Genomic DNA, 25,907 nt, shown 5'->3' with positions numbered 1-25,907 from the left:
AGGTAGTCGTTACTGAATGAAACCCTCATTACAGCTTAAGTTAGGCCAACAGTTAGCTATGACACCACAGTTGCAGCAAGCTATTCGCTTATTGCAACTGTCAACACTCGATCTGCAACAAGAGATCCAAGAAGCGTTGGATTCTAATCCTCTATTGGATGTTGAAGAGCCTGGAGATGAGCAGACATCAGTTGAAAGCTTGACGAACAGTCATGAGGAAAAAGATAACAGTGCCGATATCTTAGAGATTGAACCTCAAGACAGTTCTGAACTGATTGAAAAATCCGAAATCAGCGCAGAACTGGAAATCGACACCACGTGGGATGATGTTTACAGCGCCAATACTGGTAGCACAGGTATCGCATTAGATGACGATATGCCTGTGTATCAAGGGGAAACAACACAAACGCTGCAAGACTATCTTTTGTGGCAACTTGATCTTACCCCTTTCAGCGAAAACGACCGTTCTATTGCTCTTGCGTTAATCGATGCGATTGACGATTACGGTTATCTAACCGTTTCTTTAGAAGATATCCAAGAGAACTTCCACAGCGAAGAAATTGAACTGGACGAAATTGAAGCGGTACGAAAGCGTATTCAACAGTTTGATCCCCTCGGCGTTGCTTCTCTAAACCTCCAAGATTGCCTACTGTTACAGTTGGCAACCTACCCTGCAGATACACCTTGGTTAGACAGTGCTAAACAAATATTGGCTAATCATATCGATCAACTTGGTAATCGCGATTACAAAGTCATATTGAAAGAGACTAAACTCAAAGAAGAAGACTTACGCGAAGTGCTTCAACTGATTCAGCAGTTGGATCCACGACCAGGTAGCCGCATTGCCTCAGAGCATGCAGAGTACGTCATTCCGGATGTTTCTGTGTACAAAGAGCACGGCAAATGGATTGTTACTATCAATCCAGACAGCGTTCCAAAATTGAAAGTGAACCAGCAGTACGCAAACCTTGGTCGCGGCAACAGTGCAGACAGCAACTATATCCGTACCAATTTGCAAGAGGCAAAATGGTTAATCAAAAGCTTAGAAAGTCGAAACGAGACTTTGCTCAAAGTTGCCAAATGCATAGTTGAACACCAGCGTGATTTCTTTGAATATGGCGAAGAAGCCATGAAGCCGATGGTCCTAAATGACGTCGCTTTAGCCGTGGAGATGCATGAATCAACCATTTCTCGTGTTACGACACAGAAATACATGCATACCCCACGAGGTATATTTGAACTGAAGTACTTTTTCTCTAGTCACGTCAGCACTGACAATGGTGGAGAATGTTCATCTACCGCGATTCGTGCACTGATCAAAAAACTGGTTGCTGCGGAAACCCCAGCAAAACCGTTGAGTGACAGTAAAATCGCGGCTCTACTTGCTGATCAGGGGATTCAGGTCGCAAGACGAACGATTGCGAAATACCGTGAATCTTTGGGAATAGCCCCCTCTAGTCAGCGTAAACGCCTGCTTTAAGGCCAAACAGAGAAGGAAAGTCTATGCAAATCAATATCCAAGGCCATCACATTGATCTTACCGATTCAATGCAAGACTATGTTCACTCCAAATTCGAAAAACTAGAACGCTTTTTTGATCATATAAACAGCATTCAAGTGATTTTACGTGTTGAAAAATTGCACCAGATCGCCGAAGCTACGCTCCACGTAAATCAAGGGGAAATCCACGCCACTGCGGACAACGAAAATATGTACGCAGCGATAGATGGCCTAGTGGATAAACTCGTTAGACAACTCAACAAGCATAAAGAAAAGCTAAGTAGCCATTAATCATGCAATTAAGCGAAGTACTTTCATTGAGCTGCACAAAAAGTGCAGTTCAATGCTCTAGTAAAAAAAGAGCCCTCGAAATCATCAGCGAAATCGCTGCAGAATACACCGGACAAAATGCAACTGAACTATTCGAATGCATGCTCAGTCGTGAAAAGATGGGCAGTACCGGTATTGGTAATGGCATAGCCATCCCACACGCCCGAATGGCATCAAGTGATAACGCTGTTGCGGTATTACTTCAATGTGAAGAACCTATCGAATTTGATTCTATCGATAACCGTCCTGTTGACCTTCTATTTGCACTGCTTGTTCCTGAAGAACAATGCAAAGAGCATTTGAAAACCCTTTCTTGCATGGCGGAGCGCTTGAACGACAAACAAACGTTAAAACAGCTTCGCAACGCTCAAAGCGACGAAGAGCTGTACAACATAATGGTTCAGCCACCAATGGTTCAATAACCACCCTAAGGTATGCCTTATGCGTTTAATCGTTGTTAGTGGTCAATCCGGCGCAGGCAAAAGCGTTGCGCTGAGAGTTCTGGAAGATTTGGGTTATTACTGCGTTGATAACCTGCCTGTGGTGCTATTGGATTCATTTATCCAATCAGTACAAGGCAGTAAGCAAAACGTTGCTGTCAGTATCGACATTCGAAACCTGCCAAAAGAACCGACATTGGTTGAAGATATCCTTCAGCAACTCAAGCAAAACAACGATGTGAGCGTATTGTTTCTCGATGCAAGCAAAGAGACGCTACTCAAACGCTACAGCGAAACTCGCCGTATCCATCCCCTTTCACTCAGTGACAAAAAGCCAACATTAGAACAAGCCATTGAGCTTGAAAAACGCTTGTTGGAGCCTCTGAAAGAACAAGCAGACTTACTGTTAGACAGCACAGGACAATCACTTCACGATTTGAGTGAAACGGTCAGAATGCGTATCGAAGGGCGAGAGCGTAAAGACCTTGTGATGGTTTTTGAATCTTTCGGGTTTAAATATGGTTTGCCAAGCGATGCTGACTATGTGTTTGATGTTCGCTTTTTACCGAACCCTCATTGGCAGCCAGAGCTTCGCCCATTGACAGGGTTAGATGCTCCGATTAAATCTTTTTTAGAGAGCCACAATGAAGTGCTTGAACTAAAGCAACAGATCCAACACTTTTTTGAACAATGGTTGCCTCTGCTTGAGAAAAACAATCGAAGCTATTTAACGATTGCGATTGGTTGTACAGGCGGCAAGCACCGTTCAGTCTATTTGACCCAGCAACTAGGGGAATACTTCTCTTTGTTAGGGCACCAAGTACAAATTCGCCATACTTCACTGGAAAAAAATCACTCATAGAGGATTCCCTATGCCACAAGCAAGCCGCACCGTTCTTATCCAAAATCGCCTTGGTTTACACGCTCGAGCGGCAGTCAAGCTAGTGGAGTTAGCTCAATCCTTTGATGCTGTGTTAACGATCCAAAGCCAAGAAGGTAAAGAAGCTACAGCCGATAGCGTCATGGGACTATTAATGCTTGAATCAGCCCAAGGTCAGAACGTGACTATTTCGGCAGAAGGTTCTCAAGCAGAGCAAGCTTTAGATGCAGTTTGCCATCTGATTGAAGATAAGTTCGACGAAGACGAATAGCACGCCACAATGGATATTACCTGCACATGCTCAGGAATATTTGGTCAAAAAATCAATAAGTGAAAACATCTCTATGAACACGATGAATAAAATTACCCTATCCAATGTCAGCGTTCAGTTATAGAGAGACAAATAATTAATCTTTGCCAGCAAGTTACTATTAAATAAGGCATAGAATTAAGTTACTATGCTGCGCATTGTAAGTATTCATTCACGAGGAGGAAGCCATGGCCGAGCAAATCGAGTTTGACCAAGCACATAACACCCTCCAAGAAATCACAGAAGCATTAGATAATGGTCGCTTCGTCCATGTCCGTAGACAGCTACAAGACATGGAACCAGAAGACATTGCACATTTACTTGAAGCCTCGCCTCGCAAAGCACGTAACGTACTGTGGCAACTGACCGATCCTGAAGATTACGGTGAAATTCTTGATGAACTAAACGAAGACGTCAAAGATGCCCTCGTATCGAAAATGGCGCCAGAGAAACTGGCAGAAGCTACCGAAGGCATGGACACAGATGATGTGGCCTACGTTCTTCGTAGCTTACCTGACGATCTCTCTCGTGAAGTTCTCGATCAAATGGACTCCGCTGACCGTCTGCGTGTAGAAACGGCGCTATCCTATCCTGAAGATACCGCTGGCGGCTTGATGAACACCGACGTTATCACCATCCGTGGTGATGTTGATGTCGATGTTGTATTGCGTTACCTGAGAATGAAAGGTGAGCTACCAGAAGCCACCGATGCTCTTTATGTTATCGACGCGGAAAGTCGTCTAATTGGCCATCTATCGTTAACAGCGCTGATCACCGCTCAGGTGGATGTTTCTGTTAGCGACATCATGGAAGACGCAGACGAAGCAATTAAAGTCGATACCAAAGACTCAGACGTTGCTAGCTTGTTCGAGCGTCGTAACTGGATCTCAGCCCCTGTCGTTGACGAAAACCAGCATCTTGTTGGCCGTATCACTATCGATGACGTGGTTGACGTTATCCGTGAAGATGCAGAGCACTCGATGATGAGTATGGCAGGTATGGATGATGACGAAGATACCTTCGCTCCTGTTGTTCAATCCGCTCGTAAACGCAGTATATGGCTTGGTGCGAACGTGTTAGCGGCATTAGCGGCAGCTTCTGTCTCAAACATGTTTGAAGCCACTCTGGACCAAATGGCGGCAATTGCCGTGTTGATGACCATAGTACCGTCGATGGGCGGTGTAGCTGGTAACCAGACTGTAGCACTGGTCATTCGTGGCTTAGCTTTAGGTCATATCGGTGACAGTAACAAACGCGAGTTGTTACTCAAAGAAGCCTCTATCGGATTTCTAAATGGTATTTTGTGGGCTCTGATTATTGGTGCCATTGTCGTGGCTTGGAAAGGTGAATGGATGTTGGGTGGCATTATCTCAGCAGCCATGATGACCAATCTCTTCGTGGCAGGTGTCGCAGGTGTAATGATTCCAGTCATACTGAAGAAAATGAACATCGACCCCGCACTGGCTGGCGGTATGGCACTGACTACCATTACCGATGTGGTTGGCTTATCGGTATTTTTAGGTTTAGCTACCCTTTTTATCTGAAAAATCTGTTTATCAGAAAAACAAGCATAAAAAAGCGCTGACATTTCATCAGCGCTTTTTTGTTCTCTAATTTTACTCGCCTGCGACTTTCATCGACTCAAGCAAAATAGAACCTGTTTGGATTTGCGAACGAGTCTCTACATCGCTACCCACAGCCACAATCTGATTGAACATATCTTTCAGATTGCCAGCAATAGTAATTTCAGAAACAGGGTATTGAATCACACCGTTTTCAACCCAGAAACCTGCAGCTCCACGGGAATAGTCACCAGTAACAACGTTAACGCCTTGCCCCATCACTTCTGTAACTAGCAAACCAGTACCTAGCTCTTTCAGCATTTGCTCAAAATTCTGACCAGTCGATTTCACAAAGCAGTTGTGAATGCCACCAGCATGACCTGTCGGTGTCATACCCATTTTTCTTGCTGCATAGCTAGTCAGAAGGTAAGTAGACAACACACCATCAGTGATGATTTCTGTATCAACCGTTCTCACCCCTTCACTATCGAACGGGCTTGAAGCAAGGCCTCGCAGAATATGAGGGCGTTCTGAAACGTTAAACCAGCTAGGAAGAATTTGTTTACCTAAGTGATCCAGTAAGAATGATGACTTACGGTATAGATTGCCGCCGCTGATGGCCATCACTAAGTGACCAAGCAGTCCCGTAGCCACATCGGCTGCAAACATCACAGGGAACTTACCTGTTTTCAATTTCTGCGCATCTAGTCTGCTTACGGTTTTCTCAGCCGCGTCTTTACCTACGACTTCTGGAGACCACAAATCATCGCAATGACGAGCCACGGTGTAGCTGTAATCGCGTTCCATCTCGCCATTTTTGCCTTCACCAATCACACAACAACTAATACTGTGACGACTGGACGCATAGCTACCCAGCAGGCCATGACTGTTTCCGTACACTTTAACGCCGTAATGGCTGTCATAACTTGCACCATCACTTTGTTTGATTCTGTCGCTAACATTCAGTGCAGCTTGCTCAGCGGCTATTGCAATCTTCGCCGCGCTGTCTGGATCAATCGCATTGGGGTGAAACAGATCTAAATCAGGGATCTCTTTTACCATCAGCTCTTTAGGCGCTGGTCCAGCGAATGGATCTTCTGACGTGTATTTCGCGATATCTAAAGCAGCCATTACCGTCTGCTGAATCGCTTTTTCACTCAAGTCAGAAGTTGAGGCGCTGCCTTTACGTTGCCCACGATATACAGTGATACCTAAAGCACCATCACTATTAAATTCAACATTCTCTACTTCGCACATGCGAGTAGAAACACTTAAACCAGTGCTCTTGGTAATGGCAACTTCAGCTGCATCTGCACTGGCTGATGCCATATCTAGCGCTTTCGCAACTGCGGCTTCAAGTTCGGTGCGCTGCATAGCGACTTGCTGTTTTACATCCATATCTCATCCAACTATTGAGCTTTCGAAATAATTACTTAGCTATAGAGTAACAAGAATTTCGCTTTCTCCCCACGATTCTTGCTAAAATAGCTGACATATACACCTCAATAGTTGAAGAAAATGGCACGTAAAAACCAAAAAGCTCCTTGGGAAGAAGAAGAGGAGATCATTTGGGTTAGTAAAACCGAAATGAAAAATGACATGACTGCGCTGCAAAAGCTCGGTGAAGAACTGGTTGGTTTGAAATCATCACAGTTATCAAAAATACCGATGCCTGAAGATTTGCTACTGGCAATCAAAGATGCGCAACGTTTCAACATGGAAGCTAGACGTCGTCAACTGCAATACATCGGTAAAATGATGCGTACTATCGATCCTGAGCCAATCCAAGCGGCGCTGGACAAATTACGCAACAAACACTCACAAAATACAGCGGTATTACACAAGCTTGAACAAATGCGTGATCGTATCGTTGAGCAAGGTGATGATGCTATTAACGACGCAATGGTTTTATATCCAGAAATGGATCGCCAACGCTTACGTCAACTTGCTCGCCAAGCGAAGAAAGAGAAAGAAGCGAATAAACCACCAAAAGCGTCTCGTGAAATCTTCCAAGTGTTGAAAGAACATAACGACGCATCAATTTTGTAACGCAATTTCTTGCATTAAAAAAGCCTCTCCAATGTGAGGCTTTTTATTATTCTCCCGCTCTAACGAAGTCACTGAGCAATGGATGCGAATGCGAAGATGACAACGCATCAACCTCATCAAACACTTGTACCTGTCCCTCAGCCAGAAACGCAAAATGTGAAGCTATCGCTTTCGCATCACTCAGATGGTGAGTCACCATCACCACGGTAATGTTGCGCTCTGTTGCTAAGCGTTTGACTAAGCTGAGCATCTCCTCTCGTAACAGAGGATCCAACGCTGAAAACGGTTCATCAAGCAACCAAATGGGATGCGACTGAACAAAACATCGAGCGAGAGCCACTCTCTGACGCTGACCACCAGAAAGACTTTGAGGCAGACGATTCATGAACTCCTCTACCCCTACCTGTTTTGCCGCAATATCAACTTGTTCTTTTTGCTGCGCGGTTAACTTCAGGCTTGGATTCAAACCCAACGCGATGTTTTCTCGTACCGTCAAATGGGCAAACAAGTTGTGCTCTTGGAACAACATTGAGAATGGGCGCTGATAGGGTTCTTTACCCAGAAGTGACTCGCCTGCAACACTCACATTTCCACTGTTCGGCGCGATGAATCCAGCCACCAAACTGAGCAAAGTCGATTTACCTGCGCCACTTGGTCCCATCAAAGAAACAATCGCGCCTTGAGGGATAGTCAAACAAAACTCAAACCACTCATTTTGATATTCATAGCGTACGTTTTCTAAAACTAACATTCACGACCTCTGGAAGAATGAGCAATAAAGAGTTTTTCGATCACAACAAAGCAGCCGACACTCATAAGTAACAAGGTGAGTGATACCACCGCAGCAGACTCCATTTGATAACTGCCGAGTAGCTGGAATAAATACAGCGGTAGAGTTCGGAAATCTTGGCTGCCAAATAAAGCTATCGCGCTGAGATCTCCCATTGAGAGCAAAAAGCTGATTGCAAACGCATGCGCCATCGGCTTACTCAACGCTTTTCCTTCAATTAATCTAATTCGATGCCAGCCGCGAATACCCAACGACGCACAAAGAAACTGATACTGCTGTTCAATGTGCAGCATAGGTTGAGCTAGCGTTTTGAGTACATAAGGCAGCGCCATCAAAGCATTAACGGCCACTACAACCCAAAATGCAAAACTAAATGCATCGGTAAAACTGCGCAGCAACAAAAATAACCCGGTACTGACGACTAAACCCGGAGTAACAAGAATGATGGTTCCGGTTAGTTCAAGCGTGGTCGCTTTTGCTGTTTGATATCGGATACGCCAAAAACGGGTTGTCATCAAAATAGCAATCCCCGCAACCAAAGCGAATGAAGACGCAAGAACCGCCACCTGTATGGATGCAGAAAACGCATTCCAGAACAGGCTATCCGATAACACTGAGAGAGCCTGCCAGTTAATACCACTTAACACCACCATCAATAGCGGCGGAACCACAAGCACTATAACGAACAAAATCCAGAACCCGTCCCAACAGCGCGCCTTGGTTGAATCTCGGCTAACCACATTGTGAGTTGCCACATTACCCGCAGTTACGGCTACTGGCTTGGCGAGTTTCTGAATCGATAAATACAAAACGCTGCAAAGAATGATCTGCCATAGCGCTAATAGAGCACCGGCTTGCAGGTCGAAATCAAACTTGATCGCTTGGTAGATGGCGAGTTCAATAGTCGTCGATTTTGGTCCTCCCCCCAGCGCCATCACAGTGGCAAAGCTGGTGAAACACAGCATAAAAACCAAACCACAAACATGGGGTAATTGCTGACGAATTCGTGGCCACTCCACCCAACGGAATTTATGCCAGTGGCTCATCCCCAAATGCGTGCACAACTTATGCTGCTCTTCTGGAATGGATTCTAATGCTTGCAGTAATAAACGACTGGCGTAGGGAAGGTTAAAGAAAAAATGTGCCAGCAAAATGCCGTTCAATCCGTAGATAGAAAAAGGCAGCTGCAATTCAAACCAACTCAGTACCTCCGCCAGCAATCCACTGTTGCCGTATATTGCCAACAGACCAAACACGCCCACCAGTACAGGAAGCACCAGTGTTGTGGCAAACAGTTTGATCAGCAGGCTTCTCCCCCAGAATCGCCGTCTGTATAGCGCATGGGCAACCGGAACCGCGAAGCCGACACTGAGCAACATCGAGAGGCTGGCTTGATAAAAGCTAAACTGAGTGACGTGACGATAATACGGGTCCTGCCAGACCTGAGCAAAGTTCAGGCTAGGTGCATAGAGAAGTAACGCGCACAATGCAGAAATGACAAAGGTCGCGACAAGTATCGCGACCCCAATGCCTATTTTAGGTACAGAGTTCAAACTCACTTAAACCTTGGACGTTAAAAAGTTAAGGCGTTTTGCCATTCACGAACCCAAGCTTTACGCTCTTTTGCCACTTCGTCTGCGGTGAATGTCAACGATTTTTGCGGTACTGAAAGTGAATCAAACCCTTCTGGCAGTTCCGTGTTTGTCACCGGATACATCCAGTTGCCGGTTGGAATCACAGACTGAAAATCATTGCTTAGAATAAAGTTCATAAACTCATCAGCGAGTTTTTGATGCTGGCTGGTTTTCACCTTCGCAGCCACTTCAACTTGCATATAATGACCTTCAGAGAAGTCTGCCGTTGCAAAGCGAGCATCATTTTCAGCAATCAGGTGATATGCAGGAGAAGTAGTGTAGGAAAGAACTAGGTCAGACTCGCCTTTCAAGAACATAGAATAAGACTCAGACCAACCTTTAGTCACAGTCACCGTTTTCTTCGCTAAGCTCTTCCATGCTTCTGTGGCGTTATCGCCATAAACAGACTTCATCCAAAGCAACAGGCCTTGACCCGGTGTCGAAGTGCGTGGGTCTTGATAAATCACTTTCAGATCATCGCGGCTTTCAACCAGTTCTTTTAGGCTTTTCGGTGGATTGGCCAATTTTTCTTTGTTGTAAACAAAAGCAAAGTAGCCATAGTCGTAAGGAACGAAAGTATCATCGCTCCAGCCGTTCGGCACTTGAAGAGACTGTGTATCAACAGAGTGTGGTGCCAACAAGCCGGTTTGTTTCGCTTCTACCATAAGGTTGTTGTCTAAACCCAATACGATGTCTGCTTTGGTTTTATCGCCCTCTAGACGCAGGCGGTTCAAGATAGATACGCCGTCATCCAGAGCGACAAAATTCAAATCACAACCACATTGAGCTTCAAATGCTTTCTCAATAGCGGGACCTGGTCCCCACTCAGCAGCAAATGAGTCATAGGTATAGACAGTTAGAGTGTTATCGGCAGCGAAAGCTGGACTAGATGATGTTGCAATAAACGATAAAGTTGCCAAAGCAATGGCAGAAAATTTGGTGTTCAAGGCTCGCTCTCCTCAGAGCTGACAGGCTTGAGGGAGGACAGGAATAATCGGATGTTTGGATTATCACATTCCCAACTCAATTCCTACGCCAGCATTATCTGGTTCAGGTAAATACCACTATTAAAATAATAATGGACTGCGGGTCCCAAGCTCAGCTTGATCTCAGCGCCATTCATCTGGTGAATGGTTAGCCCCCCGTGAGTAAAGTGGATTGTAAATGTAAATGAAAATAGATGCTACTTATACTCTTCCTACTTGAAGCTGCAGCTGTGTTGGCTGCGTTCGTTCAGCCCAATCACATAGTTTATCTATGTTCATGGGGGTTCACTTACTTGCCGCCTACCTGCAACTCCAAGTAGTTTGAGTATCTACGTTAACTACGTTGATCATACCCCCAGCGCGGTACAAGAGTTTGCTCAATGCCCAGATGATCCAATATACGAGCGACCATAAAATCAACCAGATCATCAATCGATTTAGGTTGATGATAGAAACCCGGAGCAGCAGGCATAATCGTGACGCCCATTTGAGAAAGCTTATGCATGTTTTCCAGATGCAACGTCGAAAATGGCGTTTCTCGCACCACTAACAGTAATTGTCCGCGCTCTTTCATTACCACATCAGCCGCTCTCTCAATAAGATTGTCAGACATACCATGAGCAATAGCGGCCACACTACCTGTAGAGCAAGGACAAACGATCATCTGTTTTGGTGCCGCAGATCCAGACGCGACAGGAGAGAACCAATCTTCCTTACCACAAACGATCAACTTCTCTGCATCACACCGAAGATGTTCAACTAATGCCGCTTTCGCTGCATCAGGACCACTTGGCAGTTTCAGATTGTGCTCTGTCGCCAACACCACGCGCGCCGCAGACGAAATCAACAGATACACGGTGTAATCTGCAGCGAGTAGACATTGCAACAGACGAAGTCCGTAAGGAGCACCTGATGCCCCTGTCCACGCTAAGGTAATCGCTTTGCTTTGGTTCATATCGTTCTCATATTCTACTGTTTAGCTTTGAGTGCTGTGAGTAACTTATCGTGAATACCATTGAAGCCACCGTTACTCATCACCAGAATCTGATCGCTGGCTTGTGCTTCAGAACAGATCATTGCAACGAATTCATCAATATTATCGCTGACCTGAGCCGGTTGTGCACACTGCTCTGCCACATCCTGAACAGACCAAGGGATCGTTGCTGGCTGGAACAAGTAAACCGAATCTGCCGCATGAAGTGACTGAGCCAAGGTTTCTTTATGTACACCCAGCTTCATTGTCGCTGAACGAGGTTCCAATACCGCGATGATTTTCTTGTCACCCACTTTATTACGCAGACCATCTAAAGTCAGTTCGATCGCTGTTGGATGATGAGCAAAATCGTCATACACAGTCACCCCCGCCGCTTCGCCTTTGAGCTCAAGACGGCGTTTGGTATTGATAAAAGACCCCAAGGCTTCACAAGCCAGAGCAGGCGTGACTCCCACATGACGTGCCGCAGCTACCGCCATCAGAGCATTGCTGACGTTATGATCACCGACTAAATCCCACTTAACCGTACCAACACGCGTGTTTTTAAACAGAATATGGAACTGAGAGCCATCTTTAGTGATTTTTTCTGCTTGCCAGTCAGCATTGTCACCACTGAACTCAGTTTCACTCCAACAACCACGCTGTAAAACATCTTGTAATGCTTCATCTTGCATTGGTGCGAAGATACGACCGTTGCCCGGCACAGTTCTGACTAAATGATGGAATTGACGCTTGATCGCTTCAAGATTGTCGAAGATATCTGCATGATCAAACTCCAAGTTATTCATTACTAGTGTTCTAGGATGGTAATGAACAAACTTAGAACGCTTGTCGAAAAAAGCACTGTCATACTCATCAGCTTCCACGACAAAAAACATGCTTTCGCCCAAACGCGCTGAAACACCGAAATTACCCAGTACTCCGCCAACCAAAAAGCCCGGTTGGTAGCCACAGTGCTCAAGCACCCATGTCAGCATACTGGACGTGGTCGTTTTACCGTGCGTTCCTGACACAGCCAGTACCCAACGATCATGCAAAAGAAACTCTTGTAGCCACTGCGGTCCTGAAACATAACGTAAATTGTTGTTCAGCAAATATTCAACACATGGATTACCACGACTCATCGCGTTACCAATCACCACCAGGTCAGGCTTCGGCTCAAACTGAGTAGTGTCAAAACCTTCAATTATTTCGATCCCTTGCGACTCGAGCATGGTGCTCATTGGCGGATAAACATTGGCATCGCTACCGGTAACTTTGTGGCCCAACTGACGCGCCAACATCGCAACGCCACCCATGAATGTGCCACAAATTCCTAAGATATGAATATGCATAGAGCTTAATCTCTTCACGCTTTACTGTATTGGCTCCCATTATCCTCATTCGCATCGTAAAAGCGAGCATCGAAGATCAGAGCAATGTAATTTGTAATAAGTCGACATAAAAAATGAGATATCAAACAGTTAGTTCAGTACCCGTAAAAAGATAAAAGACCTAAACTCTTTGCGGGCGCGCGTGTCAAAAAAGTTCCTACAGAGAACACCTCACAGCCCCACTAAAAATCCCCCCGAAAATATAGTGTTAAGGAAATAACATGTCTGAGATGCGCACCCTTGGTGAGTTCATTGTTGAGAAACAACACGACTTCCCCCATGCAAGTGGTGAACTATCGTCCCTACTGGCTTCTATTCGTCTTGCCGCGAAGATTGTAAACCGTGAAATCAACAAGGCTGGTCTTGCTGATATCACAGGTGCATCTGGTCAGGATAATGTGCAAGGTGAAGAGCAGCAAAAACTGGATGTTTATGCCAACGACAAATTTAAAGCCGCGCTTGAAGCGCGTGACCAAGTTTGTGGCGTAGCCAGTGAAGAGGAAGATGAAGCTGTAGCCTTTAATAAAGACCTCAACAAAAATGCGAAATACGTAGTTTTGATGGATCCGCTTGATGGCTCGTCAAACATTGATGTTAACGTGTCCGTTGGTACAATTTTCTCCATTTATCGTCGTATTTCTCCGGTCGGCGCTCCACCGACAGCAGAAGACTTCTTACAACCGGGCCACAAACAAGTTGCCGCAGGTTATGTGATTTACGGCTCTTCAACCATGTTGGTTTACACCACAGGTAATGGTGTAAATGGCTTTACCTATGACCCTTCAATCGGTTCTTTCTGTTTGTCGCACGAAAATATGCGCATTCCTGAAAACGGCAAGATTTACTCGATCAACGAAGGTAACTACATTCGCTTCCCAACAGGTGTGAAAAAATACATCAAGTTCTGCCAAGAAAATGTGCCTGAAGACAATCGTCCATACACATCTCGTTATATCGGTTCTTTGGTAGCAGACTTCCACCGTAACCTGTTGAAAGGTGGTATCTACATGTACCCAAGTACTGAGAGCCACCCTAATGGTAAACTGCGTCTGCTTTACGAGTGCAATCCTATTGCATTCCTAATGGAGCAAGCTGGTGGTATTGCCTCTGATGGTAAGAATCGTATTCTGGATATCAAACCAACCGAACTGCACCAACGTGTGCCTTTCTTTGTTGGTAGCCCAACTATGGTCAACAAAGTCGAAGAGTTCTTAGAGAACTACCCAGACTAAGAACTATCCTGATGAATAGTAATGACTGACGAGAAAGCGCCTGACAGAGGCGCTTTTTTTATCTCTCTTTCATCAATCAATTACGCATTTTTTGACCTACAATTGCATCAATTAGACTTAGGTTTGCTTGGGGATCGACTCATTTACGGGTAAACTCTAGCCTTTGCTATGTAGCGGCCCTTTGATGCCCACACATAACATGTATAACAATAAGTCTTGATTCTTGAAGTCCGGCTAACGAAAAGGAAACCTTTAATGAGCTTAAACAATGTGCCAGCAGGCAAATCTCTTCCAGACGATATCTACGTTATCATCGAAATTCCAGCTAACGCAGACCCAATCAAATACGAAGTAGACAAAGATTCTGGCGCTGTATTCGTAGACCGTTTCATGTCTGCTCCTATGTTCTACCCATGTAACTACGGTTACGTGAACCACACTCTATCTCTAGACGGTGACCCAGTAGACGTATTAGTACCAACGCCATTCCCGCTAATGCCTGGTTCAGTAATTCGCTGCCGCCCAGTTGGCGTACTAAAAATGAGCGATGAGTCTGGTGAAGATGCGAAAGTAATTGCTGTACCGCATGAAAAGCTATCTAAAGAATACAACCACATTCAAGATGTGAACGATCTACCTGAACTTCTAAAAGCACAAATCACTCACTTCTTCGAGCGTTATAAAGACCTTGAAGCAGGTAAATGGGTGAAAGTTGAAGGTTGGGAAGACGCAGCTGCAGCTCGTGAAGAGATCAAAACTTCATACGAACGCGCACAGCAAAAATAAGCGTACCTAACAAATGGAAAAGCCAGCATTTCGCTGGCTTTTTTTTGGCTGAAAAATGGATTAATCAGAAATGTCTGCACCGTGATCCCACCAAGTACCTTCCACATAGGCGGCACGGAAATCAGGATTGATGTCATCGCAAACACCGTGATATGGACGCTGTAATTTACCTAATTCTAATGCATCCTGTTCACAATATTCCTGACGACCAAGTTCATATCCTTCAATATAACTTGTGCCATTTGCACCGCTAACAGATGTTAATTGAACATGACCTGCGGCACCTTCTTCATAACCGTAAGCTTGCCAATCAGCTGCATTAAAAGATGTTGTGTCAGGCTGAGCACTACAACCTGCAAGAACCGCTACCACTATAGCTACTAACCATTGACCTTTCATTTGGATATCTCCTTTACCAAGTTCAATGATATATTAGTTAACACTAATGTATTTTTCCTCACAGGTACGGTAAATGATCGTAAAGTAACTCTTTACACTCGTTGACACCAGTCTCCAGAGTCAATAAGCGCCTCTTGTGAGGTCGATTCTTGATAGATGTATATCCATGCAGTTCCAAAAGGAGTTTCTATAGTATCTCGGCGATACTCCACTGGAACGTCTTCCAAAATATCCAACTTAGCCAACGTCTCTTCATCCACCAAATACACTTCTCCAGAAATGGTATGGTGCCCCTCAATTAATCCCGGATAAGGTCCTAAGTCATAAAGAGCATACTCTGGCTTGGTAACGTATTGCCCCAGCAATTGACTACTTTCCAAAAAGCTATGATTGCTTTCTCCTTGGCGTAAAGTGCCATAAACAAAAACTAAATGTTGCACTTACTTCTCCTTTAGATATACACCCGAGTCATCGCAAAATTCATGGGCATAACAGCCTCAATTCAATTCAAATTGATACAGCAGATCAACCGCACTATCTAAGCCAGATACCGCTTCCACATACAAATCTGTCATTAAACGATAGCGGACTGTAAATTCCCCTACCGAGTTAAAAATACCTACGCCGTATTTTACTTGCAGCCCCGGACGAATGTAACCACTTACCGTCACCTGAGAATCATCACCGGATCCAGCCGTGTCCAGCTTCAAGTCTTGTACACCAAAAGCACTTCCGATTTCACTCACTACTTTACCGCTTTTCGCAAGGCTCAAGCCTATCAATGCGGTGGTCATAGCATCACCACCAGTTTCACTGTCGATATCTTGCCCGCGCAGTAAGTATGACAGAGCATTTGCTTGAGGCATGCTCGGTTCTGAGAATATCGTAACAAGAGGCTCGTTCGCAGGGCCTGTAACCTGTACGCCCGCAATCACTTCATCTTGTGTATTTTCTGGATTACGAATCGCTTTGATCGACAGATAAGGCTGATCGACAGGGCCATTCATTAAGATCTTCCCTTCTTCAATAACCAGATCCTGACCAAATGAGCGATATTTACCGTTCTGGATATTGATCTCACCGTTAACCAGTGGTCCTTTGTCCTTTTGAACGACGTTGACACGACCAACCAAATCGCCTTCCAGACCAAACGCCTCTAGCTTGAAGTCGTCGCCAATAGTAATCGACACATCTGTTTCAATATCAAACGGCAGCGTATTCTGCTCACTTACAGGTGTTAAGTCCTCGTTCAGTAATACCTGATCTTTTGACACACTCACAGCACTTGGTGGTAGTTCTTCGACAACAATACGTCCCCAAGGCAGCGCGATATTCCCAGTAACTTTAGCCAACTTTGGCTGCATGTTCAGTGTAAGATCGGGTACAACTTTAACTTTGACTATCGGTGGTAAATCCACCAGTAATGATTTGGCAAATACGTGGCTATTCACTCTCCAATCATCGATGTTTTGCCAGTCTGCATCCCCTGTAATCTCAAGTTCACCATCTTGTGTCAGCACATTGGCATTTAAACTTGCCTGATAGCCTTTGAAAGTCAAAGTGACGAGACCTGACTCAACTTCTACCGGAGAGATATCACCTTTCACCTGAATACCATTAACGCTGAGAACACCATCCACCTGCGGATGAAGCATGTCGCCTTTAAACTTGAGGTCAGATTCAATATTCGATTTCAGAGAGCTGTATTCACCCACCAAAGGTGCAAGAAAATCTAAGTTAAACGTGGAGAGCTTAAGATCCCCTTCCATGCGTTTGTTTTCTTTGGTGACGTCCGCAATGATAACTTTCCCAGACAAGTCGCCATTGTCAGTCATATCGACATTCCAATAAGCTTGCAGACGATTACGAATCAGAGAGGCTTGCAGAGAGACTTTATCCCACCCCACAGTTAACGGCTGTTCTAGATTTTGTCTTACAGAGCCCTTAGGTAAATTCAATTCTAGCTTAGCCTGAGGAGGCTGGTTTGCTTGCCATTTTGCCCAAACTTTCGCATTCGCTTCGCCATCGATATTGGTATCTGCCGGCATGAATGCTTTCACTTGAGAGAAATTAAACTGATTTACAGAAAGCTGAACTTCACCGCTTTCACCAACGGTGGATGGCTTGTCGAGACATACCGACGCGCCAGACTGAGTCCAGCAGTGGGCAGCAAGAGTGGCGTTTTGTTTATCAACATCCACATTAATGCTCATCGGTTTATCCAATGCCCAGATACCTTGCTCAGTTTCTAGCGCCATACGGTTTAACTGACCATCCCACAACAATGAGGGCTTATCTTTTAGACCGCCTTGAATGTTTAAACTGGTCGATACAATGTCAGATTGAACGTCCAGAGTGAGCTCATGCTCTTTCTGCTCACCGCTAAAACGCATCACAACGGAATTGATCAATTGATCTTGATAAGACGCCTCAGTCACCTTTAGGCGTAAATCAGCTTGCGGCTTAGGCAATGGCGTCACATTGCCCGTTAAAGTAATGTGCTTCACCTTGGCGTCTTGCTGCCAAGCAATAGAGTCGGCATCCAAAGAGAGTTTGATTTGCGGCTCGCTCATTGCGCCACGCAGTAATACATCACCAATCACTTTACCTTTAAGATCCGGCACGCTTTTAGACAAATCCGGTAAATTAAGTGACAAAGACATTAGCCACTCTTTATCTAGCTTACCTTTAGCTGTGACCTTATTTGGACCATGAGCAAGATTGATTCCCTGCGTAGTAACCTCATATCGCCCTTTACCTGAAACATCTGAAGCATCAATCTGGCCATTTAAATGCAACGGATAATCACGCACTAAACCATTGACGGAGAGTTGCGGTACTTTCACTATCCAACCGCCTTGGTTAGTCAATTCGCCTGAGGTTTCGATTTCACCACTGACAATACCTTCCGCTTCTGGCCATTGCAGGCCGGGCTGAATTAGATTCATGTCCAGCTTTGCTTGCCAGTTAATCGGCTCGTTCCAATTGACTTTTATCTCTCCGAGAATACGTCCGCCAAGAGTGTCGATTTGGATATCACTTAAGGCAATTTCACTTAAATTACCTTCACCTTTGGTGTCAATCGCAACATCTGGCAGATCTTTCCCTTTCAGTTGCCCGACTAGTCCAAGCTGATAGTGCTCTATCGAACCTTTACTATAGAGATGGGAAGCATCAATAAAGTAATCCCCTTTGCCAACCAGCGGCCATTGTCCGTGCAGATCTTTTATATCGATATCAAACGGTAATTGAGGCTCAAGCGGCTGCAATTTGGCTTTAATACTGGCTTTTGCCAGATCGGTCAGTTCTGCTTGTACACTTAAATCCGCCACACTGCCTGATGCATTCAAACTAAGCGCTTGCCCCTTGGCTTCAGCTAATTTAACTTTCGAGCTCAAATCTAACGACAGAGGATAGTTATCTTTGAGTTTTACTTTTGTTTTTAGCTGAGCATCCACATCTGGGGTATCAAGTTCCAGCGTATCAATCGACACATCGTATTGATAAGCCTTAGCTTTGAGGCCGAGATGATTCACCACCACAGGTGTTTCCTCGTGAAGCGTGAAGTCGTTGATGTCTAACCGCGCCAAATTAATTCTCAGCGGAATCAATACATCCGGTAACACTATCGCCTGAGGTTCACTTTGGGCTGTAGGCTCTGCTTTTTCAGCCTGAGGCTCGTCTTGGCTTTGCGCCAACGTGACTTCAATCTTGTTCCACAAGGTTTTCCCTACGGTGAGGTTGTTGCCTTGAAACGAAGCTTGAGTAGAGAAATGCTGCCAAACCACTCGATTGCCTAAGATATCGAGATCAATGTCATTTAGCGTTAAACGATTGAGACGGATAGGCACTGGTGTCGTAATGCTGGTCAGTGGCTCTGAACTTGGTTCATCTGTTGTGATTGTCGTTTCTGGAAGAGACGGCAAAGAGAACTTCAGCCCCGAAAGACTAATGTCATTAATACAAACTGAAGGTTCTAAGAAGCAGTTGCCATTGATCGCCAGAGTTGCACTTTGCAACTGCATATCAACATTCAAAGAGGGCTCAACAAAGCTCACTTCATTTAAAGTGAATCTTGGGAACAAAGATCCTTGGGTTGATTTGATTTCGAGCTGTGGAACAAATTGACTCACACCCCACAAAGCAAAATTAAGCCCTGTATTGGTAAACAGAAGCCCGGCAACAGACAGCACTAAGACGACCAGCAGTGTGATCACCCCTAGAGAAATCCATTTGCTCCATTTTAGAGCCAGCTTAATCATAGCTCTGGCCCTAATGAGAAGTGAATTCGGAAACGCTCACCTGGATCAGACTCAAGTCCCCATGCGAAATCGAGACGCAGTGGCCCCACTGGAGATACCCAGCGAACACCAAAACCCGTACCCGTTTTCCATCTGGGCGTGTAATCAAACGCATCACCGCCATCGACGAATACCGCTCCCCACCAGTTTCCTGCTAGACGATATTGATATTCCACCGAGCCAGTTGCCATATATTTCGCACCAGCCAATGCTCCACTGGAGTCCCGAGGTGAAATAGACTCATAATCATAACCACGTAAGTTATTGTCACCACCAGCAAAGAAACGTAAAGAAGGCGGCAGTTTATCGAAGTCATCGACAAAGTTAGCCCCCCCACCCATTCGGAACACGCCACGATGATTTTCACCAGCGGTACGAATCCAAGACGTTGCCGCTAAAACCCGTACCACATTCGTTTCTGACACAAACGAGTCTGAGCCATATTCTATCGTAACGGTTTGCTTGTCACCCCAAGTAATCAATGAACCACTGTTGCGGGCTCTGGTACGACTAAAGGTAAAACCGGGCAACACGAATTGCCCAACATCATCCAGCACACCTTGCTCATAGCTTTCAATAAGATATCGAACAAACATGGTTCGGTGCCAACCACTGTCCACTAGCCAATGCCTTTCTACAGATAGATTGGACTCCAGACTTTGCGTATCGCGGTTATCGACTTTCTTCAAGCCATACTGAACTCGGTAATACTCATGCAGAACATCATCCAACGGAATTTTATAGCCAGCAGTAATGTACTGCTCAGGCTCTGAAATAGAAAAGCTGCTGTCAAAGCTGTGTCCGCGCGAGTTGATCCAAGGCTTCTTCCATTTAAACGTGCCTCGGGGACCAACGTCTGTGGAGTAGCCAAGACCCGTTTCAAATTTATTGCGCGCCTGTGGTGCTACAGAGACTTTCATCGGCAGTTCACGACCACCATCCAAGTTGTTTAAGTCCGGCTCGACAAATACTGAAGAAAACCATTCGGTACTCGACAGGTTCTGGTTATGTTCGCCGACTTTAGACACCAAATATGGGTCGCCTTCTTTATATGGCTGCAACGAAGCGACACGATTCTCATCAATTTGACTTCCTTCAACGCTCGTCGCGCCAAATTGATATCGAATGCCACTGTCATAATGCAGTCGCACAAAGGCTTGATTGAGTTCAGGCGCTACTTCAAGGCGGCTAGCTATATACGTACCGTTGAAATAACCTTTTTGCAGAGCAAGATTACGTAACGACGATTTTAAGCTGTCGTATTGACCGTGATTGAGCGGCTCGCCCTGTTTAAGACCGCTTTGACTAATCACTCGGATAAAATCGGGGTCATTTTCAGCTTCACCTGTGATAACAATGTCAACCAACTCTAGTCGCGTCACTTCACCAGCGTCGACATGAACAGCCAGAACTTCTCCGGACTCTTTCACTTCAAAATCGATTTTCGGGTGGTAATAACCAAGTGCATTGAGCGCCTCAACGATATTTTTTTGCAAACGCGATTGAAAGCGTAACTGAGTGGAATAATCAGATTCGGGAATCGAAGAGAGATAAGCATCGACGTTATCTTTCAGCTCTTTTTCTAAGCCATCAATCTCCAAGCTAACCTTGGCGAAAGAAGCAGCAGAAAAGAGTAAAGCGGCGAATAGCACTGGTAATGATTTTCGTCTCATGCTTAATTATGGCGTCGTTATACTAGGCTTGTTGTTGAGCGTTAGTGAAATCATAACGCCAATGCTCATAATAGTCTGTACGAAATCAGTCAATTATCAGGTCTATAGCTATTAATTAAAAAAATAATCATCGCAAGCCTGTATTTTCAAACCCAGCTTTTAAAACAAAGGAAGTTCCATGTTAGATAAACAAACTATGGTTACGGCAGACTCCGCACTGCCTGGACGTGATACTCCAATGGCTATCGAAGACACTCACTTTGTCAATCAATCAAGCCTGAGCGCAGCGCCAAAAAACGGTGAAGAGCTAATCTTAATTGGTATGGGCTGCTTTTGGGGCGCTGAACGCCTGTTTTGGGGACTAGAAGGTGTTGTTTCCACTTCCGTGGGCTATTCAGGTGGTTTCACTCCAAACCCAACCTATGAAGAAGTCTGCACAGGACACACAGGTCACACAGAAGTCGTTCGTGTAATTTACAACCCTAGTGTTCTGCCACTAAAACAGTTGCTTAACCATTTCTGGGAGCGTCATGACCCAACTCAAGGTATGCGCCAAGGCGGAGACTTAGGCACTCAATACCGTTCAGCACTCTATGTGTACGATGAAGAGCAAAAGGCTATCGCTGAACAGAGCAAAGCAGAATATCAGGCACTTCTTTCGCAACAAGAGAAGGCGCAGATCACCACCGAAATTCTTCCAGCAGGTCCTTACTACTTTGCTGAAACTTACCACCAGCAATACCTAGCTAAAAACCCTCAAGGCTACTGTGGGTTGGGTGGTACTGGTGTTTGTTTCCCGCCAAGTTTGAGTGAGTAATCACTCTATTCAGAGTAAAAAATTGCAGGCATCGTCCTGCAATTTTTACTTCTCCTTAAAATACACTCAAAATTCTGTGCTATACATTCTGTGCTTATTATAAAGGAATCAAACACATGAAAATGAAAGCACTACTGCCGTTTATCCTAGCTTGCTCTCCAGCGATCGCGTTCGCGCACAACATTCAACTGAATAGTTCTGTGCCAAACGTGAAGGTTGAAACATACGGCGAAATACTGGTTGAAGGTAAAGACACAACTTTCCAAGCTTGGAATAGCGAACAAATGAAAGGCAAAGTTCGAATCATCCAAGCCATCGCAGGTCGCAGCGCGGCGAAAGCGATGAACGCTGATCTTATGGCGGCAATTACTGCTGCTCATTTTCCAGAGCAGGAGTATCAAACAACGACCATCATCAATCAGGATGATGCTATCTGGGGAACTGGCTCTTTTGTTAAGTCGTCAGCACAAGACAGCAAACTTGAGTTCCCTTGGTCATCGATTGTTTTGGACGAATCTGGCAACGTAGCGAAGAGTTGGGATCTTCAACCTGAGTCATCCGCTATCATTGTTCAGGACAAGCAAGGTAATGTGCTGTTCGTTAAAGAGGGCGCGTTAAATGAACAAGAGATCCAACAAGTTTTAGAGCTTGTAAAAGCCTCTCTCTAGTTCTCTTTCAACTTGAAAACCTCCCTACAATTAGGTGGGAAGAATGTCTTCTCACCTAAATCATCGCTTGCCTGATTTTTTTACTGTTATATTATAACAATTCTTTATTTTAACTCTGTGATGTCAATGTTTTCGAACCTGCACTCTTTACGCACTAAAGCTAAGATAGTCGCTATTCCGGCTATCTTGTTGATGGTGTGGCTAAATATTGCATTTATTGAACATCAGCTCGACGCCTCTCCAGCTCATCACAGCGAGCATCATTGCCAGCTTTTTTCCAGTGCCAACCAAGCGTTAGCGCAGCATATTCCTGAGTTACCGATTTGGGTTTCACATAACTACCTTGAGCCTGTAACTCAAATCGTCAACATCTCGACCTTGTACTTGGCTTATCTCGCACGTTCACCGCCAACTCCAGTGTAATTACTTACGTTCAAAGCAATTGATAACCAGTATTACTATTTTTATTTGGAGTTTCCGATGTTTACTAAACCACTAATAGCCCTCAGCATTACCGCTGCTTTCGCCACTTCTGCTTTTGCTCAGGAAGAATTTCGCCAACATGAAGCACATGTTCATGGCCATGTTGAATTTAACATTGCACAGGATGGTCAAGAGCTACTGATGGAAATCACCGCACCGGGTGCCGATGTTGTGGGCTTTGAGCATACCCCTGAAAACGATGAGCAACAGGCAGTTCTTTCTAAAGCATTAGAAACATTAAATCAGGCCGATTCTGTTTTCACTTTATCAGCAGCGGCAAAATGTCATATCGAAAGTGCCAGCGTGAAGCACAATTTGGGTGGTGAACACGAAGAGCATGAAGGTCACGATCACGAAGACCACGACCACGATGATCATAAATCACATGATGACCATGATCATAAAGACCATGATGACCACGCAAACCATGGTCATGACTCGCACGAAGGTCATGAGCACGAAGAAGGCAGCTCACACGGTTCATTCACCGTTCAATACAGCTTCCACTGTGATGACATTACTAAACTGAGCCAGATCGAAACTCAGTGGTTTAAGCTGTTCCCTGCAACTCAGGAAATTGATGTGAACTTACTGACAGACAAAGCACAGACCGCTTTGGAACTAAAACCGAGTAACACCATCATTTCTTTGTAAAGAATCCTTTATAAAATTCGACCTATGGGTAAGCACTCACTTACCCATTTTTATAGGGAGCAGTGATGTCCAGTTTTCAAATCGATTCAAACCCAGCAGTAATTGAACTGAATAAAGTGATCTTTCAGTGGCCTAATAGCGATAGCGCAACACTCGACATTGAACATTTAAGCGTAAAAACAAATGAGCACGTATTTATCAAAGGCCCTAGTGGCTGCGGCAAGTCCACTCTGCTCAGTCTGTTAACAGGGATCAATGTTGCGACTCAAGGTGAAGTGCAGCTACTTGGTAGCAACCTTACCCAGCTCTCTTCGAGTCAAAGAGACCGCTTTCGCGCCGACAATATTGGCTATATTTTTCAGCAATTTAATTTGCTGCCTTATCTCTCTGTAGTGGAAAACATTGTTCTTCCCTGCCAGTTTTCCAGCCAACGTAAAAGCAATGTCACCGGCAGCCTCACGCAAAGAGCCCATGAGTTATTAGACAAACTTCATTTACCTAAATCGGTACGAGAAAAGCCTGTCATTGACCTCAGTATTGGCCAGCAGCAGCGTGTTGCAGCGGCAAGAGCTTTAATTGGTGAACCTAAAATTGTTATTGCTGACGAGCCAACGTCTGCACTTGATTACGATAATCGCAGCGCTTTCATTGAACTGTTGATGGAAGAAGCTAACCGTGTTGGTTCAACGCTGGTGTTTGTCAGCCATGACCCGACATTGGAGAGTCTGTTTGAGCGAGTGATACACCTGCCAACACTCAACCGAGCAGGAGACCAACAATGAAAGTGATCGCCAGTTTAGCGTGGAAAAGTTTACTTAATCGTAAAACCACGGCTCTGCTAACCATTATGACGGTGGCTATTTCCGTTATTCTGCTTATGGGTGTTGAACGTATTCGTACCCAGGCAAAAAGCAGTTTCGCCAATACCGTGTCAGGAACCGATCTTATCGTCGGTGGTCGTTCTGGTCAGGTGAACTTACTGCTCTACTCAGTATTCCGCATTGGCAACGCCACCAACAATATTGACTGGAAAAGCTACCAAGAATTTAGTCAGCATAAATCCGTTAAGTGGGCGATTCCTATTTCACTGGGTGACTCGCACAAAGGTTTCCGAGTAATGGGAACTAATAAGAGTTATTTTGAACACTTCCGTTATGGAAGTAAGCAACCACTCACTTTTAGCCAAGGTAAAGAATTTAAAGGCTTATTTGAGACGGTTTTGGGCTCTGATGTTGCCAAGAAACTGGGGTATCACATTGGCAGTGAAATCATTATCGCTCACGGTATCAGTGATGTCGGTTTCAGCCGTCACGACAACTTGCCTTTTAAAGTGGTAGGAATTCTTGCGCCAACCGGCACCCCTGTAGACAAAACTGTGCACGTTTCTCTGCAAGCCATTGAAGCGATCCATGTTGGTTGGGAATCTGGCGCGCACTTAGGTCATTCACCAGACCAAGCTCAACTGGAGCATCACCAATTTGAACCTAAACAGATCACTGCCATGATGATCGGTTTAAAATCCAAAATTCAGACCTTTGCTTTGCAAAGACAAATCAATGAATACCGTAAAGAGCCGCTTAGCGCGATTATGCCGGGTGTAGCATTACACGAGTTATGGGGCATGATGTCCGTAGCTGAACAGGCGTTGATGGCGGTATCGATTTTCGTTGTCGTCGCAGGCTTACTTGGTATGCTCAGCAGCCTGTTAACCAGCTTGCAAGAACGCAGACGTGAAATGTCAATACTGAGGGCTATGGGCGCAAGGCCAAAACATGTATTCTCCCTGCTAGTCAGTGAAGCAAGTGTCTTAACTTTGCTCGGAATTACTGTTGGTCTTGTCGGTTTATATGGCTTGCTGGGTATCGCCGCGCCATTGATTGAAAGCCAATACGGTATTCAGATCGAACTCAATGGAATTACCCGCTACGAATGGCAGCTTCTTGCTTATGTGCAGAGCGCTGGCATCTTAATTGGGTTTATTCCAGCAATCAGAGCTTACAGACAGTCACTCAGTGATGGTATGACGATCAGGCTCTAGTCTAGGAA

The 25,907-nt window shown here is 45.0% G+C and carries 25 protein-coding genes; 15 read left to right on the top strand and 10 right to left on the bottom strand.

What is annotated here, in order from left to right; genetic code table 11:
* Window positions 1-16 precede the first annotated feature (16 nt).
* From HKI82_RS14330 to mgtE, 6 genes are all read left to right on the top strand, one after another.
* The gene (locus HKI82_RS14330; protein WP_102941124.1) at window positions 17-1,480 is read left to right on the top strand and encodes an RNA polymerase factor sigma-54; all 1,464 of its coding nucleotides are present in this window, start codon (window positions 17-19) and stop codon (window positions 1,478-1,480) included.
* A 23-nt stretch (window positions 1,481-1,503) separates the two neighbouring features.
* Window positions 1,504-1,791 carry a ribosome hibernation promoting factor gene (hpf, locus tag HKI82_RS14325; protein ID WP_042485332.1) on the top strand — a complete coding sequence of 96 codons (288 nt, stop codon included), beginning with the start codon at window positions 1,504-1,506 and terminating at the stop codon, window positions 1,789-1,791.
* A 2-nt stretch (window positions 1,792-1,793) separates the two neighbouring features.
* Window positions 1,794-2,252 carry a PTS IIA-like nitrogen regulatory protein PtsN gene (ptsN, locus tag HKI82_RS14320; protein ID WP_042485329.1) on the top strand — a complete coding sequence of 153 codons (459 nt, stop codon included), beginning with the start codon at window positions 1,794-1,796 and terminating at the stop codon, window positions 2,250-2,252.
* A gap of 19 nt (window positions 2,253-2,271) precedes the next feature.
* Window positions 2,272-3,132: an RNase adapter RapZ gene (gene rapZ, locus HKI82_RS14315; RefSeq protein WP_102941125.1), complete on the top strand. Its 861-nt coding sequence runs from the start codon at window positions 2,272-2,274 to the stop codon at window positions 3,130-3,132.
* Window positions 3,133-3,142: 10 nt separating this feature from the next.
* Complete coding sequence (locus tag HKI82_RS14310; protein WP_102941126.1) at window positions 3,143-3,421, top strand: HPr family phosphocarrier protein; 279 nt, start codon at window positions 3,143-3,145, stop codon at window positions 3,419-3,421.
* A 227-nt stretch (window positions 3,422-3,648) separates the two neighbouring features.
* Window positions 3,649-5,004 carry a magnesium transporter gene (gene mgtE / locus HKI82_RS14305; RefSeq protein WP_102941127.1) on the top strand — a complete coding sequence of 452 codons (1,356 nt, stop codon included), beginning with the start codon at window positions 3,649-3,651 and terminating at the stop codon, window positions 5,002-5,004.
* 72 nt (window positions 5,005-5,076) lie between these two features.
* Here the strand turns inward: mgtE and pmbA are convergent, their stop codons facing one another.
* Window positions 5,077-6,420, bottom strand: coding sequence for a metalloprotease PmbA (pmbA, locus tag HKI82_RS14300; protein ID WP_171138378.1), 1,344 nt, complete (start codon window positions 6,418-6,420; stop codon window positions 5,077-5,079).
* 120 nt (window positions 6,421-6,540) lie between these two features.
* Between pmbA and yjgA the strand changes: the two genes are divergently transcribed.
* Window positions 6,541-7,071, top strand: a complete 531-nt coding sequence (yjgA, locus tag HKI82_RS14295; protein ID WP_042485309.1) for a ribosome biogenesis factor YjgA — start codon at window positions 6,541-6,543, stop codon at window positions 7,069-7,071.
* A gap of 46 nt (window positions 7,072-7,117) precedes the next feature.
* Here the strand turns inward: yjgA and thiQ are convergent, their stop codons facing one another.
* From thiQ to mpl, 5 genes are all read right to left on the bottom strand, one after another.
* Window positions 7,118-7,822 carry a thiamine ABC transporter ATP-binding protein gene (thiQ, locus tag HKI82_RS14290; protein ID WP_102962897.1) on the bottom strand — a complete coding sequence of 235 codons (705 nt, stop codon included), beginning with the start codon at window positions 7,820-7,822 and terminating at the stop codon, window positions 7,118-7,120.
* On the bottom strand, window positions 7,816-9,414 hold the full coding sequence (gene thiP, locus HKI82_RS14285; RefSeq protein WP_171138393.1) for a thiamine/thiamine pyrophosphate ABC transporter permease ThiP: 1,599 nt from the start codon (window positions 9,412-9,414) through the stop codon (window positions 7,816-7,818). The genes thiQ and thiP overlap by 7 nt, the downstream gene beginning before the upstream one ends.
* 20 nt (window positions 9,415-9,434) lie before the next feature.
* Window positions 9,435-10,442 carry a thiamine ABC transporter substrate binding subunit gene (thiB, locus tag HKI82_RS14280; protein WP_171138377.1) on the bottom strand — a complete coding sequence of 336 codons (1,008 nt, stop codon included), beginning with the start codon at window positions 10,440-10,442 and terminating at the stop codon, window positions 9,435-9,437.
* Between the two features lie 373 nt (window positions 10,443-10,815).
* A complete protein-coding gene (locus HKI82_RS14275; protein WP_171138376.1) occupies window positions 10,816-11,436 on the bottom strand; it encodes a flavin prenyltransferase UbiX in 621 nt (206 codons plus the stop codon).
* A 14-nt stretch (window positions 11,437-11,450) separates the two neighbouring features.
* Window positions 11,451-12,809, bottom strand: coding sequence for a UDP-N-acetylmuramate:L-alanyl-gamma-D-glutamyl-meso-diaminopimelate ligase (mpl, locus tag HKI82_RS14270; protein ID WP_171138375.1), 1,359 nt, complete (start codon window positions 12,807-12,809; stop codon window positions 11,451-11,453).
* A 260-nt stretch (window positions 12,810-13,069) separates the two neighbouring features.
* On the opposite strand from mpl, the gene fbp reads away from it, so the two are divergent.
* Together fbp and ppa are read left to right on the top strand one after the other, a co-directional pair.
* Window positions 13,070-14,080: a class 1 fructose-bisphosphatase gene (fbp, locus tag HKI82_RS14265; RefSeq protein WP_171138374.1), complete on the top strand. Its 1,011-nt coding sequence runs from the start codon at window positions 13,070-13,072 to the stop codon at window positions 14,078-14,080.
* A gap of 255 nt (window positions 14,081-14,335) precedes the next feature.
* Window positions 14,336-14,866: an inorganic diphosphatase gene (ppa, locus tag HKI82_RS14260; RefSeq protein ID WP_042485295.1), complete on the top strand. Its 531-nt coding sequence runs from the start codon at window positions 14,336-14,338 to the stop codon at window positions 14,864-14,866.
* 60 nt (window positions 14,867-14,926) lie between these two features.
* On the opposite strand, the gene HKI82_RS14255 is transcribed toward ppa, so the two are convergent.
* The 4 genes from HKI82_RS14255 to tamA all read right to left on the bottom strand — a co-directional run bounded on the left by HKI82_RS14255 (window position 14,927) and on the right by tamA (window position 21,239).
* Window positions 14,927-15,265: a DUF2799 domain-containing protein gene (locus tag HKI82_RS14255; RefSeq protein ID WP_102941134.1), complete on the bottom strand. Its 339-nt coding sequence runs from the start codon at window positions 15,263-15,265 to the stop codon at window positions 14,927-14,929.
* Between the two features lie 92 nt (window positions 15,266-15,357).
* Complete coding sequence (locus HKI82_RS14250; RefSeq protein WP_102941135.1) at window positions 15,358-15,705, bottom strand: gamma-glutamylcyclotransferase family protein; 348 nt, start codon at window positions 15,703-15,705, stop codon at window positions 15,358-15,360.
* Window positions 15,706-15,762: 57 nt separating this feature from the next.
* On the bottom strand, window positions 15,763-19,527 hold the full coding sequence (gene tamB / locus HKI82_RS14245; RefSeq protein WP_171138373.1) for an autotransporter assembly complex protein TamB: 3,765 nt from the start codon (window positions 19,525-19,527) through the stop codon (window positions 15,763-15,765).
* The gene (gene tamA, locus HKI82_RS14240; RefSeq protein ID WP_171138372.1) at window positions 19,524-21,239 is read right to left on the bottom strand and encodes an autotransporter assembly complex protein TamA; all 1,716 of its coding nucleotides are present in this window, start codon (window positions 21,237-21,239) and stop codon (window positions 19,524-19,526) included. Before tamA ends, tamB begins: the two co-directional genes overlap by 4 nt.
* Before the next feature lie 178 nt (window positions 21,240-21,417).
* Here tamA and msrA point away from each other — a divergent pair, with 178 nt between their 5' ends.
* From msrA to HKI82_RS14210, 6 genes are all read left to right on the top strand, one after another.
* A complete protein-coding gene (msrA, locus tag HKI82_RS14235; protein ID WP_171138371.1) occupies window positions 21,418-22,056 on the top strand; it encodes a peptide-methionine (S)-S-oxide reductase MsrA in 639 nt (212 codons plus the stop codon).
* A 116-nt stretch (window positions 22,057-22,172) separates the two neighbouring features.
* Complete coding sequence (locus HKI82_RS14230; RefSeq protein ID WP_171138370.1) at window positions 22,173-22,724, top strand: YtfJ family protein; 552 nt, start codon at window positions 22,173-22,175, stop codon at window positions 22,722-22,724.
* A gap of 126 nt (window positions 22,725-22,850) precedes the next feature.
* Window positions 22,851-23,147, top strand: coding sequence for a DUF2607 family protein (locus HKI82_RS14225; RefSeq protein ID WP_171138369.1), 297 nt, complete (start codon window positions 22,851-22,853; stop codon window positions 23,145-23,147).
* 57 nt (window positions 23,148-23,204) lie between these two features.
* A complete protein-coding gene (gene zrgA / locus HKI82_RS14220) occupies window positions 23,205-23,861 on the top strand; it encodes a zinc uptake protein ZrgA (RefSeq protein WP_171138368.1) in 657 nt (218 codons plus the stop codon).
* A 65-nt stretch (window positions 23,862-23,926) separates the two neighbouring features.
* Window positions 23,927-24,643, top strand: coding sequence for an ABC transporter ATP-binding protein (locus HKI82_RS14215; protein ID WP_171138367.1), 717 nt, complete (start codon window positions 23,927-23,929; stop codon window positions 24,641-24,643).
* Window positions 24,640-25,899 carry an ABC transporter permease gene (locus tag HKI82_RS14210; protein WP_171138366.1) on the top strand — a complete coding sequence of 420 codons (1,260 nt, stop codon included), beginning with the start codon at window positions 24,640-24,642 and terminating at the stop codon, window positions 25,897-25,899. Before HKI82_RS14215 ends, HKI82_RS14210 begins: the two co-directional genes overlap by 4 nt.
* Window positions 25,900-25,907: the final 8 nt, after the last annotated feature.

This window comes from Vibrio plantisponsor (assembly GCF_013041605.1).
Lineage (GTDB): Bacteria > Pseudomonadota > Gammaproteobacteria > Enterobacterales > Vibrionaceae > Vibrio > Vibrio plantisponsor.
The sequence above is the reverse complement of the archived record's forward strand: the minus strand, read 5'-3'. Positions and strand labels throughout refer to the sequence as shown.